General features: G+C 68.6%; 15 protein-coding genes. 13 read left to right on the top strand and 2 right to left on the bottom strand.

The window, feature by feature from the left end; genetic code table 11:
* The first annotated feature begins 75 nt into the window (after positions 1-75).
* From NKF06_RS01440 to NKF06_RS01420, 5 genes are all read left to right on the top strand, one after another.
* Positions 76-1,140, top strand: a complete 1,065-nt coding sequence (locus tag NKF06_RS01440) for an iron transporter (RefSeq protein ID WP_253244302.1) — start codon at positions 76-78, stop codon at positions 1,138-1,140.
* A 129-nt stretch (positions 1,141-1,269) separates the two neighbouring features.
* Complete coding sequence (locus NKF06_RS01435) at positions 1,270-1,527, top strand: DNA-binding protein (protein WP_253244301.1); 258 nt, start codon at positions 1,270-1,272, stop codon at positions 1,525-1,527.
* Positions 1,524-2,936, top strand: coding sequence for a hypothetical protein (locus tag NKF06_RS01430; protein ID WP_253244300.1), 1,413 nt, complete (start codon positions 1,524-1,526; stop codon positions 2,934-2,936). Before NKF06_RS01435 ends, NKF06_RS01430 begins: the two co-directional genes overlap by 4 nt.
* Before the next feature lie 95 nt (positions 2,937-3,031).
* Positions 3,032-5,713: a heavy metal translocating P-type ATPase gene (locus NKF06_RS01425; RefSeq protein WP_253244299.1), complete on the top strand. Its 2,682-nt coding sequence runs from the start codon at positions 3,032-3,034 to the stop codon at positions 5,711-5,713.
* 165 nt (positions 5,714-5,878) lie between these two features.
* Positions 5,879-6,334 carry a high-potential iron-sulfur protein gene (locus NKF06_RS01420; protein ID WP_253244298.1) on the top strand — a complete coding sequence of 152 codons (456 nt, stop codon included), beginning with the start codon at positions 5,879-5,881 and terminating at the stop codon, positions 6,332-6,334.
* Positions 6,335-6,355: 21 nt separating this feature from the next.
* Here NKF06_RS01420 and NKF06_RS01415 read toward each other — a convergent pair whose 3' ends face one another.
* Both NKF06_RS01415 and NKF06_RS01410 read right to left on the bottom strand, forming a co-directional pair.
* Complete coding sequence (locus NKF06_RS01415) at positions 6,356-6,814, bottom strand: hypothetical protein (protein ID WP_058826423.1); 459 nt, start codon at positions 6,812-6,814, stop codon at positions 6,356-6,358.
* 38 nt (positions 6,815-6,852) lie between these two features.
* Positions 6,853-7,425, bottom strand: a complete 573-nt coding sequence (locus tag NKF06_RS01410; protein WP_253244297.1) for a hypothetical protein — start codon at positions 7,423-7,425, stop codon at positions 6,853-6,855.
* 110 nt (positions 7,426-7,535) lie between these two features.
* Between NKF06_RS01410 and NKF06_RS01405 the strand changes: the two genes are divergently transcribed.
* The 8 genes from NKF06_RS01405 to NKF06_RS01370 all read left to right on the top strand — a co-directional run bounded on the left by NKF06_RS01405 (position 7,536) and on the right by NKF06_RS01370 (position 15,729).
* The gene (locus NKF06_RS01405; RefSeq protein ID WP_253244296.1) at positions 7,536-8,147 is read left to right on the top strand and encodes a hypothetical protein; all 612 of its coding nucleotides are present in this window, start codon (positions 7,536-7,538) and stop codon (positions 8,145-8,147) included.
* Position 8,148: 1 nt separating this feature from the next.
* Complete coding sequence (locus NKF06_RS01400) at positions 8,149-9,510, top strand: hypothetical protein (protein WP_253244295.1); 1,362 nt, start codon at positions 8,149-8,151, stop codon at positions 9,508-9,510.
* 132 nt (positions 9,511-9,642) lie between these two features.
* Entirely contained in the window at positions 9,643-11,070 is a 1,428-nt protein-coding gene (locus NKF06_RS01395) for an FAD-dependent oxidoreductase (RefSeq protein WP_253244294.1), read from the top strand.
* A gap of 222 nt (positions 11,071-11,292) precedes the next feature.
* The gene (locus tag NKF06_RS01390) at positions 11,293-12,210 is read left to right on the top strand and encodes a DMT family transporter (protein ID WP_058826523.1); all 918 of its coding nucleotides are present in this window, start codon (positions 11,293-11,295) and stop codon (positions 12,208-12,210) included.
* 158 nt (positions 12,211-12,368) lie between these two features.
* On the top strand, positions 12,369-12,575 hold the full coding sequence (locus tag NKF06_RS01385) for a cold shock domain-containing protein (protein WP_004040969.1): 207 nt from the start codon (positions 12,369-12,371) through the stop codon (positions 12,573-12,575).
* 300 nt (positions 12,576-12,875) lie between these two features.
* The gene (locus NKF06_RS01380; RefSeq protein ID WP_253244293.1) at positions 12,876-13,925 is read left to right on the top strand and encodes a metal ABC transporter substrate-binding protein; all 1,050 of its coding nucleotides are present in this window, start codon (positions 12,876-12,878) and stop codon (positions 13,923-13,925) included.
* Entirely contained in the window at positions 13,922-14,746 is an 825-nt protein-coding gene (locus NKF06_RS01375) for a metal ABC transporter ATP-binding protein (RefSeq protein WP_253244292.1), read from the top strand. Before NKF06_RS01380 ends, NKF06_RS01375 begins: the two co-directional genes overlap by 4 nt.
* Positions 14,743-15,729 (top strand): metal ABC transporter permease, encoded by a 987-nt coding sequence (locus NKF06_RS01370; protein ID WP_058826416.1) that lies wholly within the window; start codon positions 14,743-14,745, stop codon positions 15,727-15,729. Before NKF06_RS01375 ends, NKF06_RS01370 begins: the two co-directional genes overlap by 4 nt.
* The last annotated feature ends 110 nt before the right edge of the window (positions 15,730-15,839 follow it).

Here is a 15,839-nt window from a genome sequence, read left to right as displayed (position 1 = left end):
TGCGGTAACTCGACCGCTTCGTGGAGACGCGCGGCGGTCGCTCACCATGACCCGACGAGACGCTATCGAGACACCATGAAACGACGCGACGCCATCAAGACGCTCGGCATCGGCGCGATCGCCGCCACCGCAGGGTGTCTCGGCGGATTCGAACGACAGTCGGCGTGGCGCGACCCGCCGCTCGTCGAGGACCGCCCGGCCGCGGTCTACCTCCCCGCCATCACGGAGGGGATGAAAATGTACGGCAAGACGACCGCCGGTCCGTACGGCGTCGCGCTCACCTACTCGTACCCCCATCGCTTCTGGACTGCCGCCGGTTCGGAACTCGGGAAGACCGTCGTCGAGGCCGACGACTCGGTTCACCTCATGGCGTCGCTGTGGGACGTCGAGACGGGGACCGTCCTCCCGCTTGACGCCGGCGTCTCCATCGAGATTCTCCGCGACGGCGACCTCGTCAGCGAGGAGGTCGCCTACCCGATGCTCTCCCAGCAGATGGGGATGCACTACGGCTCGAACTACGTCCTCGACGGCGAGGGCGACTACGAGGCCCGCGTGCACATCGGCGGCACCTCGCTCTCTCGAACCGGCTCCTTCGCCGGTCGGTTCGACGCGGCCGAGACGGCGTCGTTCGCGTTCACCTTCGAGACCGACGACCTCTACGACGTGGAACTGAAGCGCCTCGGCGACGAGGCCGGGTCGCGCGGCGCGGTCCCCGCGATGGAGATGATGGGCGTCCCGACCGGGAAAGCGCCCGCCGTCGGCGATCTTCCCGGTCGCCACCTCGGCCGACGGACGAGCGCTGACGCCCTGTTCGACGCCTTCGTCGTCGACGACGGCTCCCGGTTCGGCGTCGACGGCTCGTACCTCTACGTCTCGACGCGGACGCCGTACAACGAGTTCGTCCTGCCGATGATGGGCGTCAGAGCCACGCTCGAACGCGGCGGAACCACGGTGCTCGATGAGGCGCGACTCGACCGGACGCTCGACCCCGCCCTCAGCTACCACTACGGAACGGGCGTCGAGGCCGTCGAATCCGGCGACGCGCTGACGCTCTCGGTGGACGTGCCGCCGCAGGTCGCGCGCCACGACGGCTACGAGACGGCGTTCATGGAGTTCGAGCCGATGCGGTTCGAGGGCTGAGGCGTCGCCCCGCCGCTGTCGTGCGTCTCGCGGCTCGCACTCGCACTCCGCCGCCGGACCCGTCCGGCGCGGACGCCCGCGATGGAAACGTTCAGAAGCCAACCACCCCGAACTTCGAGTGACTATCGGATGACCACGGACACAGACGAGACGCGCGACCGCCACACCTGCACAGCGTGCGGCGAGGCGTATCCGACAGCGCGGCTGCTGGTCCTCCACCGGGGCGCGAGACACCCCGACGACCTTGACGCCGCGGAGGTCGAGGCGTACCGCGAGGCGTACTACGAGGAGGAAGACGAACTCAAGTCGTTCCGCATCCGCGCGCTCGGCGTTCTCGTCCTGCTCTACTTCGGTTTCCTCATGCTGTTTATCGTCTTCGCATCATGACCCGACTCCGACACCTCTCCCTCAGACGATTCGGTCTCGGTCTCCTGTTGGCGAGTCTCCTCTCGCTCCTCGCCGACCCGGCGGCCGCGAGCAACGCCGCGGTCGGCCTCGCGGGCGCGTCGGAAGACAACCTCGCGGTCCCGCGGTGGCTCTATCTCGCCACCGGCGGCGCGACCGTCGGGGCCTCCGCGCTCCTGGCCAGTTTCGTCACCGACCGCCGGTTCATCGAGCGCGTCCATCTGTGGCAGACCGTCCTCGAAGCGGGCGTCTCGGACGGACTCCTGCGCGCGCTCCGGGTCGCGGGCGGCGTCCTCGGCCTCGCGGTCCTCACGCTCGCGGTCTATCTCGGCTACACCGGCCCGCAGGTCCCGACCGTCAGCTTCGCCGTTATCGTCGTTTTCGCAGGTCTCCGTGCCGGGTACACGATGTTCTCGTACCTCGTGGCCGACACGTGGCGCGCGCTGAACCCGTGGCGGACCGTCGCCGCCGCGGTTCCGAACGGCTTCGTCTCGTACCCCGAGCGACTCGGTCGCTGGCCCGCAGTGGCGGGGATTCTCGCGCTCGTCTGGGTCGAGACCGCGACCGCCGTCACGACCCGGCCGTCGGTCCTCGCGACCGCGCTCGTCGCCTACTCGGTCGTCACGGTCGCCGGCGCGGTCGTCGTCGGCGCGGACGCGTGGTTCGACAAGGTCGACCCCGTCTCCGTCTTCCTGCACTTCTACGGCCGGGTCGCGCCGGTTCGACTCGACGACGACGACGGTCTCTCGGTCCGCCTGCCGGGGATGCGACTCGTCACCGATGACGACCTGACCGACCTCGGCGACGTGGCCGTCGCGGTCGTCCTCGTCTGGGAACTCACCTTCAGCGGCTTCGTCACGACCGAACAGGGCGCGGCGGCCATCCGGTGGCTCGCGGGCGTCGGACTCCCGCCGCTTCTCGTCTACGGACTGCTCTACCTCGGCGGCTTCGCGGTCTTCCTTGGCCTCTACGTCCTCGCGGCGCGAGTGACCGCCCGCCGCATCGACACCTTCGAGACGCCGCTCGACCTCGCGGTCACGTTCGCGCCCTCGCTGCTCGCTATCGCCGCCGGCTACCACCTCGCGCACTACTTCGGCTTCTTCGTCTCGCTGTCGCCGATGCTGGTGCACGCGCTGTCGTCGCCGCTGTCGTCACCGGCGAACCCGGTCGTCCTCACGCTTCCCGCGTGGTTCGGCGGCCTGAACGTCGTGTTCGTTCTCGTCGGTCACCTGCTCGCGGTGTGGGTGGCGCACTCGCAGGCCTACCGGACCTTTCCCAGCCGACTGCAGGCCGTCCGGAGCCAGTTCCCCTTCGTCGCCGTGATGATTCTCTACACGGTTCTCAGCCTGTGGCTCATCTCGCTGCCGACCGCAAGCCCGCCGTTCCTCTGATTATTAACTAATCGGAACTGAGTTGTGAAAATTCAACAGCTAACCCCCGTTTGCTAACAGGTGAATTATTAACCAGTCCCTGACTACTGCCGAGTATGAGCGAACACGACGAACGCGACCCCGACCCCGGTGACGGGGCGGACGCGTCCACTAATCCGCCCGACGGCGACAGCTGCGGGTGCGACGACGCCTGCGAGGTCGAGGGTGCGTCGGAGTCGGGAGCGGCCGGCGAGACCCGGGCCGACTCGTCCGTCGGAGAGTCGGGGGGAGACTCGTCGCCCGCCGCCAATTCGGCCCGCGCGGAGTTCTCCGTGCCGGACATGGACTGCGCCTCCTGTGCGAACAAGGTCGAATCGAGCGTCCGGAAGCTCGACGGCGTCGTCGACATCGACCCGCGGGTGACGACCGGCCGACTCGTCGTCGACTACGACCCCGACCGGACTACGCCCGACGACATCCGGGGTAACATCGAGGGCGCGGGCTACGCCGTCGAGAGCGGTCCCTCGACGCGCGAGGTCTCGTTTTCCGTGCCGGACATGGACTGTGCCTCCTGCGCCGGAAAGGTCGAGAACGCGCTCCGCGGCGCGCCGGGCGTGCTGTCGTACGAGACGCGCCCGACGACCGGGACCGCGGTCGTCACGCTCGCGGCCGACGCGGACCTCGATTCGGTCGTCTCGGCCATCGAAGCCGCGGGGTACGAGGTCACCGGGACCGACGGCGACGAGGCAGACGCCGACGCCGACGCTGACACCGGTACGGACCGCGAGAGCGTCTGGCGCAGTACGCGCGCGGTGAAAACGTGGATAAGCGGCGGCTTCCTCGCGGCGGGCATCGCCGCCGAGTACCTGTTCGGACTGGAACTCGTCGTCGCCAGTGTCCTCGGCGTCTCGTTCACGGTCGCCGAACTGCTCTACATCTTCGGGGCCGCGCTCGGCGGGCAGGCCATCCTCCGCAACGGCTACTACTCGGCGAAGAACCGCAGTCTCGATATCGACTTTCTGATGTCGGCGGCGATTCTCAGCGCCGTGACTGCGAGTCTCATCTCCGGGCCGACGAGCCTCTACTTCGAGGCCGCGACGCTCGCGTTCCTCTTCAGCGTCTCCGAACTGCTCGAACGCTACTCGATGGACCGCACGCGCGACTCCCTCCGCGAACTGATGGACCTCTCGCCCGACGAGGCGACGGTCCTCCGCGACGGCGTCGAGACGGTCGTTCCCGTCGAGGAACTCGAACTCGGCGACGTGGTCGCCGTCAAGCCCGGCGAGAAGATTCCCGTCGATGGGACGGTGGTCACGGGCGACAGCGCGGTCAATCAGGCCCCCATCACCGGCGAGTCCGTCCCGGTCGACAAGGCCGAGGGCGACGAGGTGTTCGCGGGCACCGTCAACGAGGCGGGCTACCTCGAAGTCCGCGTCGAGTCCGCCGCGGGCGACGACACGCTCTCGCGCATCGTCTCGATGGTCGAGGACGCCCAGTCCAACAAGACCGAACGCGAGCAGTTCGTCGAGCGCTTCTCGTCGTACTACACCCCCATCATGGTCGTCGTCGCGGTCGCGGTCGCGGCGATACCGCCCATCGCGTTCGGCCTCGACTGGGTGACGTGGTTCGTCTACGGCATCACGATGCTCGTGCTCGCCTGCCCCTGCGCGTTCGTCATCTCGACGCCCGTCTCGGTCGTCTCGGGCATCACGTCGGCCGCGAAAAACGGCGTGCTCATCAAGGGCGGCACGCACCTCGAAGCGATGGGCTCGGTCGAGGCCATCGCCGTGGACAAGACGGGCACGCTCACGAAGGGCGAACTCACCGTCACCGACGTAGTCCCGCTCAACGGGAACTCCGAAGAGGACGTCCTGCGGTGCGCCCGCGGCCTCGAAGCCCGGAGCGAACACCCCATCGGCGAGGCCATCGTCACCCACGCGGAGGGCACGGGCGTCGCCGCCCGCGAGGTCGACGACTTCGAGAGCGTCACCGGCAAGGGTGTCCGCGCCGACCTCGACGGCGTCCCGCACTTCGCCGGCAAGCCCGGTTTTTTCGAGGAACTCGGTTTCGACCTCGAACACGTCCACGTCACCGGCCCCGACGAGGTGCTTTCCGAGGACATCCGACAGCTCTGTGACCGCCACGGCTGTCTCAACCTCGTCGAGGACACGATTCCACGCCTCCAGTCGGAGGGCAAGACGGTCGTCGTCGTCGGGACCGAAGACGACCTCGAAGGCCTCGTCGCCGTCGCCGACGAGGTCCGCCCCGACGCCCGCGAGACGGTCGCGAAGCTCCGCGAGGCCGGCCTCTCGGTCGTCATGCTCACCGGCGACAACGAGGGGACCGCCCGCGCCATCGCCGAGCAGGTCGGCGTCGACGACTTCCGCGCTGGTCTCCTCCCGGAGGACAAGGTCGCCGCCGTCGAGGGACTGCTCGACGAGTACGGCTCGGTCGCCATGGTCGGCGACGGCATCAACGACGCCCCGGCGCTCGCCACCACCACCGTCGGCGTCGCCATGGGCGCGGCCGGCACCGACACCGCCCTCGAAACGGCCGACATCGCCCTCATGGCCGACGACCTCTCGAAGCTCCCGTACCTCTACGAACTCTCCCACCGGGCGAACGGCGTCATCCGGCAGAACATCTGGGCGTCGCTCGCCATCAAGGCCGTCCTCGCGGTCGGCGTTCCCTTCGGCTACGTCTCGGTCGCGCTCGCGGTCCTCGCGGGCGACGCCGGGATGACGATGGGCGTGACGGGCAACGCGATGCGACTCGCCCGGATTCGGCCGGACGAGTGAGGTTCACGGGACACGTCGCCCTCCTTTCCCCGAGTTTCGCTCTCTCGCCCCCCGATTCGCGTATCCGTGTTACTTAGTGTCGTGGCACCATCAACGCGTCCGCAATTCTTGCCACATGGGAACCGGCTGGCTCGGTTTTACCGACGCCGCGCGTCATCGGTTGGCATGGGAGACGACGAGCGGACGCCACGCCGAGACGCGACCGACCGACCGACGCGGAGTCAGGAGATCCACGACACCGGCCGCACACGGAGACGGTTCATCTGGCTCACCGGGACCGCCGCGATGGCCGGGTTAGCCGGCTGTTCTGGCGGCGGTGGCGGCGCGACCGAGACGACGACAGCGACCGCAACCACGACGCAGTCGTCGGGTTCGACTGGGGGCGTTCCCGAGGCGTACGCGACCGCCACGTCCCTCGACGGGACTCAGCGCAACCCTGACAGCCTCTCGTCGCAGGAGGCCGTCTCGTACCAAGACGAGCCGAAAGACGGCAAGCAGTGTTCGACCTGTCGGTACTACATCGAGGACAAAAACGGGGACGGCGTGGGCGCGTGCGCCATCGTCGCGGGCGAAATCGCTCCCGAAGGGTACTGCGTCTCTTACGTCGAATACGAGGGGTAACGCTCTGAACCGCAGTCGCGGTCAGGAGTCGTCGCCCGTCGGCCCGACGGCACTCTGAATCCGACAGCGGATGGACTCCTCGGCGTCGTCGCGCTCGACCGGAATCACCCACTTCTCGCCGCAGCCGAGGACGGTCACCATCTCGCCGTCCTGTCGATGTTTCACCGAGACGAACACCTCGCCGCGCTCGGGGTCGTAGTCCACGAGTTCGACGAGCACGTCCTCGCCGGCGATGAGGAGGTTCTTCGCGCCGTCCAACTCGGTGACGTAGGACTCGGTGTTCCCGGTCGGGTCGGTGACGAACAGTTCGACGACCGGCACGTCCTCGCCGTCGGGGTAGCTCGCGTCGACTTCGAGCGCCCCGTCTTCGAGCCGGATACCGTGTATCTCGACGAGCGACGCCGCGACGCCGAAGCTGTCAGCGACCTGCTGACGGAGGTCCCCCAACGGGATTCGAACCGACTCTCGAATCGTTCCCATGCCAGCCCCTACGAACGGGGGGTGTATGAGCGTGTCCGCTAGCCGTCGCCCCGGAGGGCGTCCGCGAGGCGCGACCCCGACGGAACGGCCTCGCGGAAGGGGACCGAGTCGAACGCGAGCGGCCCGTTGAGCGAGAGGAAGCCGAGTTCGCCCTCGGGCGCGCGGTCGAGGTTGGTCAGGAACGCCACCTTTCGGACGGCCTCGACGCCCTCGACGGTCGCGTCGGGGTCGACCGACTCGTACAGGGCGGCGTGTTCCCGGACGTGCTCGACGCAGCGTTTCGTCGGCGCGAACAGCAACAGCGCGTGGACGCCCGGTCCCTCGCGGCCGAGTTTCGTCCGGATGGCGTGTTCGTCGTCCTTGTAGAAGTAGCGCTCCATGCGGCGGTACTGACGGAGTATTTCGTTCGCACCGGTGGCGTGGCGGACGGCGGCGTCGGCCTTGAGTTCGATGAGGTAGTCAACCGGTTCGGGCGTCCGCACCCTGACGTACACGTCGGCGACGCCGCGGTTCCCGTAGTGGTCGTACGGCTCTTCGAGGTGAATCTCCACGTCGTCGAAGGCCGCCCGGAAGTGCTCGACCACCCGCGTCGCCAACTCGTCCTCGCGCATCTGTCGGTCGAGACGAGGCGACCGTCGGGGAAATGTCCCGCGGTTCGGCCGGCGGCGACCCGACACATCGGAAAACACATACCGCGGGCGTTCGGTTGGAGAACCGACATATGTCCCTGCCGACCCGCAGACAGGTCCTCCGCGCCGGCGGCGCGTCCCTCGTCGCCGCGCTCGCCGGGTGCTCCGGCGAGGGGTCCAGTTCCAGCCTCGACGAGCCGCACGGTCCCTCCCCGGACACGCTCGTCACCGACTACGACCAGCTCCAACTCCGAAACGACACCGAGAGCGCGATTTTCCGAGACGCCGCCCGCGACGACGACGGGGCGGGGTCGTCGTACCTCGACGACTTCCTCGTCACCACCGACGAGGAACGCGCAGACGTCGAGTTCGCGGCGGACCCCGACGGCATCGACGAGGCTCGCGCGTTCATCGACGAGACGGATTTCGACGCGCAGACGCTCGTCATCACCCAGCACCGGACGGACGCTTGCCACCGGGTAAAACTGCTGTACGTCACGCACCCGCCGGACAGCGCCGTCCACCTCGACTTCTGTTACCCGCTCCGGCCGGCGTCGGTCGAGTGCTCCGTGGACGACCGCCACGTCGTCGCCTCGCTGGTGCGACTGCCCTACTCGTCGCAGGACGAGTCGAGTTGGGGACACGGCGGCGGAAGCAGTTGTCACCTCCCGTCGTCGCTCCGAACCGAGACGGAGGACGCCTGAGATGCCCCGAACGCGACGCGACGTGCTCGCCTCGCTCGCCGGGGTCGGCGTCGCCGGATTCGCGGGCTGTACGGCACTCGACGCGGGTGAATCCGAATCCGAATCCGACGACTCGGCACTTGACGCGGCGGCGCTCCGGGAGGTCAGGGAACTCGGGTCGCCGGCGTTCCCGGCCCGCGTTCCGGTCCCCATCGCGGAGTCGTACCTCGAACGGGGCCGCGCTCGCGCCCGCGAACTCCTCGCTTCGTGTCCCGAGACGATGTCTCCGGAGGAGGTCCCGAACGAGGCGGTCCGAGAAATCTACGCCGAGGCGTACGCGGACGCCGCCGAGGACCTCGAACAGACGACGGCGGACGAGACGCCCTTCGAGGCGCTTCGGGGATTGCGCTACGATCGCGGGGCCGCGGCGATGGCGAAGGGGACCTACGACGCCGCGGTCGGCGACCTCACCGAGGCCGACGTGCGCGACGAGGCCGAGTCGATCCGCGCCGACATCGAGTCGTTCCGGCTCGGAACGCGCTACTTCGGGGACGAACCGGACCGGGCGCTCGTCGTGTACGAGGCTGTCGAGAACCTCGTCACGGCGGCGTCCCGGTATCTCGACAACACCGACGAGTACAGTCGTTACGCCGGCAGCGCCCCGCGAGTCGGCGAACTGCTCGACGCGGTCGAGTCCGCGCGGGCGTCGCTCGACGGCGCGCGCCACGTCCGCGACCGCTATCTGGCGTCGATTGCCGACCCGGTGGACTTCACCGACGCGTTCGAGTCGACCGCGTCCTCGCTCGCCGGAATCACCGAGGACCGCCGGGCGGAGTACCCCGAGGAGGGATTCGAATCCATCATCGAGGGCGAAGGATTCGACCTCGAGGAGCTCGAACCCACGCCGGCGGAAGACCTGCTGCTGGAGACGTTCGTCGAGGTCGAGGACGGGGTGCAGAACGTCCGCGAAGGCGTCCGACGCGGCCGCTTCGCCACCGCGCTCGTGGATGCCCACACCGCCGAGACGCACCGCCGCGCGTTCGAGGACGCCGTCACGGCGATCAAGCGAGGCCGGTACGAGTCGGTCGAGTCCGCGGCCGCGGTCAGAGACGCGAAACTCGGCGCGCTCGAAGCCCTCGAAGCCGCCCGGTCGGACGGGTCGAACCCGCACTTGACGCGGCGCGCGCTGGTCGACATCGCCCACATGGTCGGCCGCGGCGACGACTATCTTCGGGACGACTACTACGACGACGGTGACCCTCGTGCAGTACGAAACGCGGTCTCGGCGTACGCGACCACCGAGTTCGTCGCGCGCGAGACACCCGGCGTGAGCGCGTGGGTGCTCGGGACGCTCGCGGCCGAGCGTGGCGGCGTCGGCGACTGACGGGCCGGTTCGCTCGTTTTCGTCTCGTTTCCGGCCGCCGTCGCCGGCCCCTCGACCGTCGCCGGCGCGTCCGTGCGCCCGCCCCGTCCGGCCGGGGAAATTACGTGTCGGCGGGCGTACCACTCTCTCACGATGCCTGCCGAACCATTCGTCGTCGTCGGCGGCGACGCCGCCGGACTCTCCGCCGCGAGCAAGTTCGCCCGCGCCGACGCCGACCGCGAGGTCGTCGTCTTCGAGAAGGGCCGCTGGGTCTCCTACGCCCACTGCGGCACGCCATACTTCGTCAAAGGCGAGGTCGAGAAGCTCACCGACATGCTCTCGCTGTCGCCTGAGGAGGCCGCCGACCGCGGCATCGACCTCCGGCGCGAACACGAGGTCGTCGCCGTCGATACCGACGAGCGAGTCGTCACGGTCGACGGCCCGGACGGGACGTTCGAACAGCCCTACGGTGACCTCCTCATCGCTACCGGTGCGCGGGCGCTCCGCGAACCGATAGATGGTATCGACCTCGACGGTGCATTCACGCTCCACGGCCTGGACGACGCGGCGGCGATTCGGTCGTTCCTCACCGACCCGGACGAAGCACCGGTGGCCGACCTCGGCGGCGGCGGGTTCGTCGACGAGGCGCGCGCGGCCCGCTTCGGCGCGATGGAACCGCCCGAGTCGGTCGCCATCGTCGGCGGCGGCTTCGTCGGCGTCGAGATGGCGGAGGCGTTCACCGCCCACGGCCTCGATGTCCACCTGTTCCAGCGGTCCGGCCACGTCCTCAGCTCGTTCGGCGACGCCGTGGGCGAGCGGGTCGAGGAACATCTCGAAGCCCACGGCGTCACGCTCCACCTCGGCGCGTCGGTGGAGCGACTCCGCGGCGACGACGCGGGCCGGGTCGAGGCCGTCGTCTGCGAGGGCGACGAACTCGCGGTCGACGCGGCGATGGTCGGTATCGGTCTCCGACCCAACTCGGACCTCGTCGCCGACGCGGTCGACCTCGGTGAGACGGGCGCTATCGCGGTCGACGACTACGGACGGACGAGCGCGGAGCGCGTCTACGCCGCGGGCGACTGCGCCGAAATCGACCACGTCGTCACCGGCGAGCCGACGTGGAACACGCTCGGCCTGCCCGCGAACCGCGCCGGGCGCGCCATCGGCCAGACCGTCGCCGGCGACCCCGAACCCATCGGAACCGTCGCGAACACTTCGGTCGTGAAGGCGTTCGACCTCGAATGCGGCCGCGCCGGCGTGACCGACCTCGACGAGGCGCGCGATGCCGGCTTCGACCCCGTCTCGGAGACTATCACCGCCGGTTCGCGGTCGGGCTACTACCCCGGGTCCGCCGAGACGACCGTCACGCTCGTCGCCGACCGCGACACTGGGCGACTGCTCGGCGGTACCATCGTCGGGGCCGACCGCGCCGCCGTCAGAATCGACACCGTGGCGACTGCGCTCGCCGCCGAGTTGACCGTCGCCGAGGTGGAGCGTCTCGACCTCGGCTACGCGCCGCCGTTCAGCCCCGTCTGGGACCCGATTTTAACCGCGGCGAAGGTCCTTCGCGGGTCGCTCTAAGTCGCGAGCGGTTCGAAATTCGAACCGAACAAAACGACTATTATCGATTATGTGGTAACGATACGCTCACGTGCTGAATATTACTGCAACTGAACGCGGGCGTCTCGAATCCGGGTCGGCGCGGACGGACCGGTCGGTGGGGCCGCAACGGTCGGCGGAGCCGATGGAGCGGCCGAGTCCGACGGGGGCACGTCGCCGACCGTCGAGCGGGGCGTGGTCTCGGTGAACAGCCGGGTCGCCGCCGGACTGTTCGTCCTTCTGGGACTCCTTTGGGGCAGTTCGTTCGTCGCTATCGAAGTCGGTCTCGCGTACTTCCCGCCGCTGCACTTCGCGGCGCTTCGGTTCTTCCTCGCGGGGCTCATCGTCCTCGGCTACGCCGCCGCCTCGACCGACTATTGGCGGCCGCACAGCCGGACCGACTGGACGCTTGTCGGCGTCTCCGGCGGCCTCCTCATCGGCGCGCACCACGCGTTTCTCTACCTCGGACAGGAGCACGTCCCCGGCGCGGTGGCGGCCATCGTCATCAGCCTCGGACCGGTCCTGACCGCGCTGTTCGCGACGGGCATCCTCGGCGACCGCATCTCGGCGCTCGGCGTCCTCGGCTTCGGCTTCGGCTTTCTGGGCGTCGGCCTCGTCGCCCAACCGGACCCGAGCGCGCTCCTCTCCAGCGATGTGGTCGGCGTCGCCATCGTCTTCGTCGCCTCGGCGTGTTTCGCTCTCGGTGCCGTCCTGACGCGCCCCTTCTCCTCGGATATCCCGGCGCGGACGCTCCAGGCGTGGGCGATGCTGTTCGGGTCCGCGCTCCTGTTCGCCGGGGGAACTGTCACCGGCGAATCCCTCGCGGCTATCGAGTGGTCCGGCGTCGCCGTTGGCTCGCTGCTCTATCTCGCCGTCGTCAGCGGCGCGGGCGCGTTCCTCATCTACTTCGAACTGCTCGGCCGGTTCGGTCCGACGCAGATAAACCTCATCGGCTACGTCGAACCCGTCTCCGCGACGCTCCTCAGTTGGGCCTTCCTCGGCCAACTCATCGACGCCGTGACCGCGCTCGGTTTTGTCTCCATCTTCGCCGGCTTCGCGCTCATCAAGCGCCGGGCGCTCGGCGAGTTGGTCGCGGGAGCGCGCGGTCGGTCTGCGGAGTGATGGTTCGGAGTGGCGGTCGTCGTCGCTGTCAACCCCCACTCGGTCCGGCATTCGTCTGCCGAAACGGGTGTTCGATAGTGGGCAAATGTAACGTGGCGGGTCGTGGTACCTTGACCCTCGGAAGGGTTATCCGTCGCCCGACCTTCGATTTGTTCGTAATGGCACACGGCAAAGTTGATTTCTTCAACGACACTGGCGGCTACGGTTTCATCTCTACTGACGACGGCGACCTCGACGACGACGAAGACGTGTTCTTCCACATGGAAGACGTCGGCGGCGACGACCTCACCGAAGGCACCGAAGTCGAGTTCGACATCGAGTCCTCGCCCAAGGGACCCCGCGCGGCGAACGTCGTTCGGCAGTAACACCGAGACGCGACTGCTGTTTGTAGCGGCAGACGACATCTCGACTTTTCAGACGATTACACGGCGAGCCGAGGCTCTCGGCGGAGCCGACCGTCTCGGCCGTGGTTTGCCCGTCACTGTTCGTCCTCGCGCCGACCCGCGGGCGGCCGTTCCTTTCGCTGTCTCCTCATCTCTCTCGCCGATGTTCTGCTCCTTACTGAGAGCGGCGGCGCTCACCGGCGAATCCGCGATTGGCATCGTATAACAATATCGGACAATAGAATAATAGCACTTATTATACTCGATGAACTTTCTATTAACATGCGAACGAAGACCCGACGCAGGTTCCTCGCGACAGTCGCCGGAAGCGCCGCCGTCGGCCTCGCGGGTTGTCTCGGCGGTGACGACTCGTCCGATTCGACCGACTCGTCGGCCGACTCGGAAACGACGGCGACGGCTTCCTTTTTCGTCTTCGGCGACGTGGCGCGGCACGTCGCTGGCGACGCCGCCTCCGTCGACACGCTCGTCCCCATCGGCCAGCACGGCCACGGTTGGGAGCCCGGTCCGGACGTACAGGGGCGGGTGCTCGAATCCGACCTGTTCGTCCACGGAATTCCCGGCTTTCAGCCGTGGGCCGACGACATTCGGTCGTCGCTCGAAGCCGACGGGTCGGATGTCGTCGCGGTCGACGCCGCCGCCGACGTGGAACTCCACGAAATAGGACCCGACGGCCACGTCCACGATGACGAGTCCCACGACGAGACGGAGCACCACGACGAGGAGACCGAACACCACGACGACGAACACGCCGAGGAGCACGACGACGAACACGGTGAACTCGACCCGCACTTCTGGCTGGACCCCATGCGGGTCGCCACCGCGACCGAGACGCTCCGCGACGCCCTCCAATCGGTCGACTCGGCCAACGCCGACGCCTACGCCGCGAACGCCGAGTCCTACCGCGAGACGCTCTCGGAACTCGACGCGGCGTTCGAGGACGGCCTCGCCGACCGCGAGCGCGACGTGATTCTCGTCGCCGGCCACGACGCCTACGGCTACCTCGCCGACCGCTACGACCTCGAAATCGTCGGACTCACCGGTATCTCGCCCGATGAGGAGCCGTCGCCGCGGGACATCGAGCGAGCGCAGGCGACCATCGAGGAACACGGCATCCGACACGTCCTCGCCGACCCGCTGGAGTCCGACCGCGCCGCGCAGCAACTCGTCTCCGAGACGGACGCGGCGGACGTGCTCCCGCTCACGCCGCTTCCCGGCGTAATGACTGAGTGGGAGGAAAACGACTGGGGGTACGTGGACATCATGCGCGAGGTGAACCTGCCGTCGCTCCGGACGGCACTCGGCGCCCAATGACGGCTGTCTCGCTCAGCGACGTGACCTTTTCGTACGGCGACGTCCCGGTCGTGGACGGCGTTTCGCTCGACGTTCCCGAAGGCGAGTTTCTCGGGCTCGTCGGCCCGAACGGGTCGGGAAAGAGCACGCTCTTGACGCTGATGCTCGGTCTCCGCCGACCGACCCGCGGCGAGGTGCGTCTGTTCGACCGCCCCGCCCACGACTTCGCCGACGGCGAGCGCGTCGCCTACGTCGCACAGGACGCGACGGACGCGGCCCGGGACATGCCTGTCACCGTCCGCGAAGTCGTCCGGATGGGTCGCTACCCGCGGAATCTGTTCGGCCGCTTCTCGGCCGACGACCGCGAGGCGGTCGTCTCGGCGCTCGACCGCGTCGGCATCGCGGACCTCGCCGACCGCCGCGTCGGGGCGCTCTCGGGCGGCCAGCGCCAACGGGTGTTCGTCGCCCGCGCGCTCGCCGCAGAGGCCGACTTGCTCGCCCTCGACGAGCCGACAGTCGCCCTCGATGCCGAGTCCCGGGAGGCGTTCTACGACCTCCTCGGCGATCTGAACGAGCAGGGGATGACGGTCGTCCTCGTCGAACACGACATCGGCGTCGTCACGGCCCGCGCGTCCCGAATCGCCTGTCTCAACAAGCGGCTGTACTTCCACGGCGACACCGAGGACTTCGCCGACAGCGACGCGCTCGCCGCGGCCTACGGGGCGAACCAGCGCGTGCTCGACCACGACCACGGTCACGGCCGTCACCACGGCAACTCTCACGACCGCCAGCGCGGTCACTCCCACGGTGACGCCCGCGCCGAACCGGAGGATGAGCAGTGACCGGTCCCGTCGCGCTCGCGGCGACAGATCTCCTCGCGGTCGATTTCTCCGCGGCCGACTCCCTCGCGCCGCTCCTCGTTGCCGACGCGTTCACGGGGATTTTCGACTGGTTCTTGACGGCGGTCGTCGGCGGGGTGTTCTCGTGGCTCGCCGGCGTCACCGGTCTCGATTTCCTCGGCTATCCCTACATGCAGCGGGCGTACCTCTCGGTGCTCTGTATCGGCGTCGTCGGCCCGTTGGTCGGGTCGTTCCTCGTCTATCGCGACCTCTCGATGGTCGGGGACACGCTCGCCCACACCGCCTTCGCCGGGGTCGCGCTCGCGCTCTTCCTCGACGCGACGCTCGGGCTCGCGGTCCCGCCGCTCCTCGGCGCGCTCGTCGTCGCGGTCGTCGCGGCCCTCGTCGTGCAGGCGCTCATCGAGTACACCGACGCCCGGAGCGACGCCGCACTGGCGATGGTCCTGACCGGCGGCTTCGCCCTCGGGAGCGTGCTCATCTCGCTGACCGGCGGCGGCATCTCGGTCGGTATCAACCAGTATCTGTTCGGCTCGCTGGCGACCGTCTCGCGGGCCGACGTGGGACTTCTCGTCTCGATGGGGCTCGTCGTCGTCGGCTCGGTTGCGGTCGCCTACCGTCCGCTCGTGTACGTCACGTTCGACGAGACCGCCGCCCGCGCGTCGCGGCTCCACGTCCGCGCCGTCAACACGCTCCTGTCGATTCTCACCGCGTTCGTCGTCGTCAGCGCGATGCGAATCATGGGCGTCATCCTCGTCGCGGCGCTGCTCGTCATCCCCGTCGTCACCGCCTCGCGGCTCGGGCGGAGCTTTAAGCAATCGCTCTTGTACGGCGTTCTCGCGGGCGAACTCGCGGGCGTCGCCGGCGTCACGGTCGCGTATCTCTACGGGCTCGCCGCCGGCGGCTCCATCGTCCTCGTCGCGCTCGCGGGCTTCGTCGCCGTCGCCGCCGGGCACCGACTGGCCTGAACACCCCGTTTCGGCCCTCCCACCGAATCCCGGTCGCGGCGACTCCGGAGCGACTCCGGAGAGCCCCCACCGCGACCCGCGACCTTGACCAGACAAGTGATTTTTAAATC

The organism is Haloferax sp. AB510 (assembly GCF_024136985.1).
Classification (GTDB): domain Archaea; phylum Halobacteriota; class Halobacteria; order Halobacteriales; family Haloferacaceae; genus Haloferax.
This window is presented reverse-complemented; position numbering and strand designations above follow the sequence as displayed.

Bases quoted from the DNA above. Each gene is read 5' to 3' on its own strand.
- NKF06_RS01380 (WP_253244293.1), top strand. From the start codon at position 12,876: ATGCGAACGAAGACCCGACGCAGGTTCCTCGCGACAGTCGCCGGAAGC.
- NKF06_RS01395 (WP_253244294.1), top strand. From the start codon at position 9,643: ATGCCTGCCGAACCATTCGTCGTCGTCGGCGGCGACGCCGCCGGACTC.
- NKF06_RS01425 (WP_253244299.1), top strand. From the start codon at position 3,032: ATGAGCGAACACGACGAACGCGACCCCGACCCCGGTGACGGGGCGGAC.
- NKF06_RS01420 (WP_253244298.1), top strand. From the start codon at position 5,879: ATGGGAGACGACGAGCGGACGCCACGCCGAGACGCGACCGACCGACCG.
- NKF06_RS01375 (WP_253244292.1), top strand. From the start codon at position 13,922: ATGACGGCTGTCTCGCTCAGCGACGTGACCTTTTCGTACGGCGACGTC.
- NKF06_RS01400 (WP_253244295.1), top strand. From the start codon at position 8,149: ATGCCCCGAACGCGACGCGACGTGCTCGCCTCGCTCGCCGGGGTCGGC.
- NKF06_RS01430 (WP_253244300.1), top strand. From the start codon at position 1,524: ATGACCCGACTCCGACACCTCTCCCTCAGACGATTCGGTCTCGGTCTC.
- NKF06_RS01385 (WP_004040969.1), top strand. From the start codon at position 12,369: ATGGCACACGGCAAAGTTGATTTCTTCAACGACACTGGCGGCTACGGT.
- NKF06_RS01440 (WP_253244302.1), top strand. From the start codon at position 76: ATGAAACGACGCGACGCCATCAAGACGCTCGGCATCGGCGCGATCGCC.
- NKF06_RS01410 (WP_253244297.1), bottom strand. From the start codon at position 7,425: ATGCGCGAGGACGAGTTGGCGACGCGGGTGGTCGAGCACTTCCGGGCG.
- NKF06_RS01405 (WP_253244296.1), top strand. From the start codon at position 7,536: ATGTCCCTGCCGACCCGCAGACAGGTCCTCCGCGCCGGCGGCGCGTCC.
- NKF06_RS01435 (WP_253244301.1), top strand. From the start codon at position 1,270: ATGACCACGGACACAGACGAGACGCGCGACCGCCACACCTGCACAGCG.
- NKF06_RS01415 (WP_058826423.1), bottom strand. From the start codon at position 6,814: ATGGGAACGATTCGAGAGTCGGTTCGAATCCCGTTGGGGGACCTCCGT.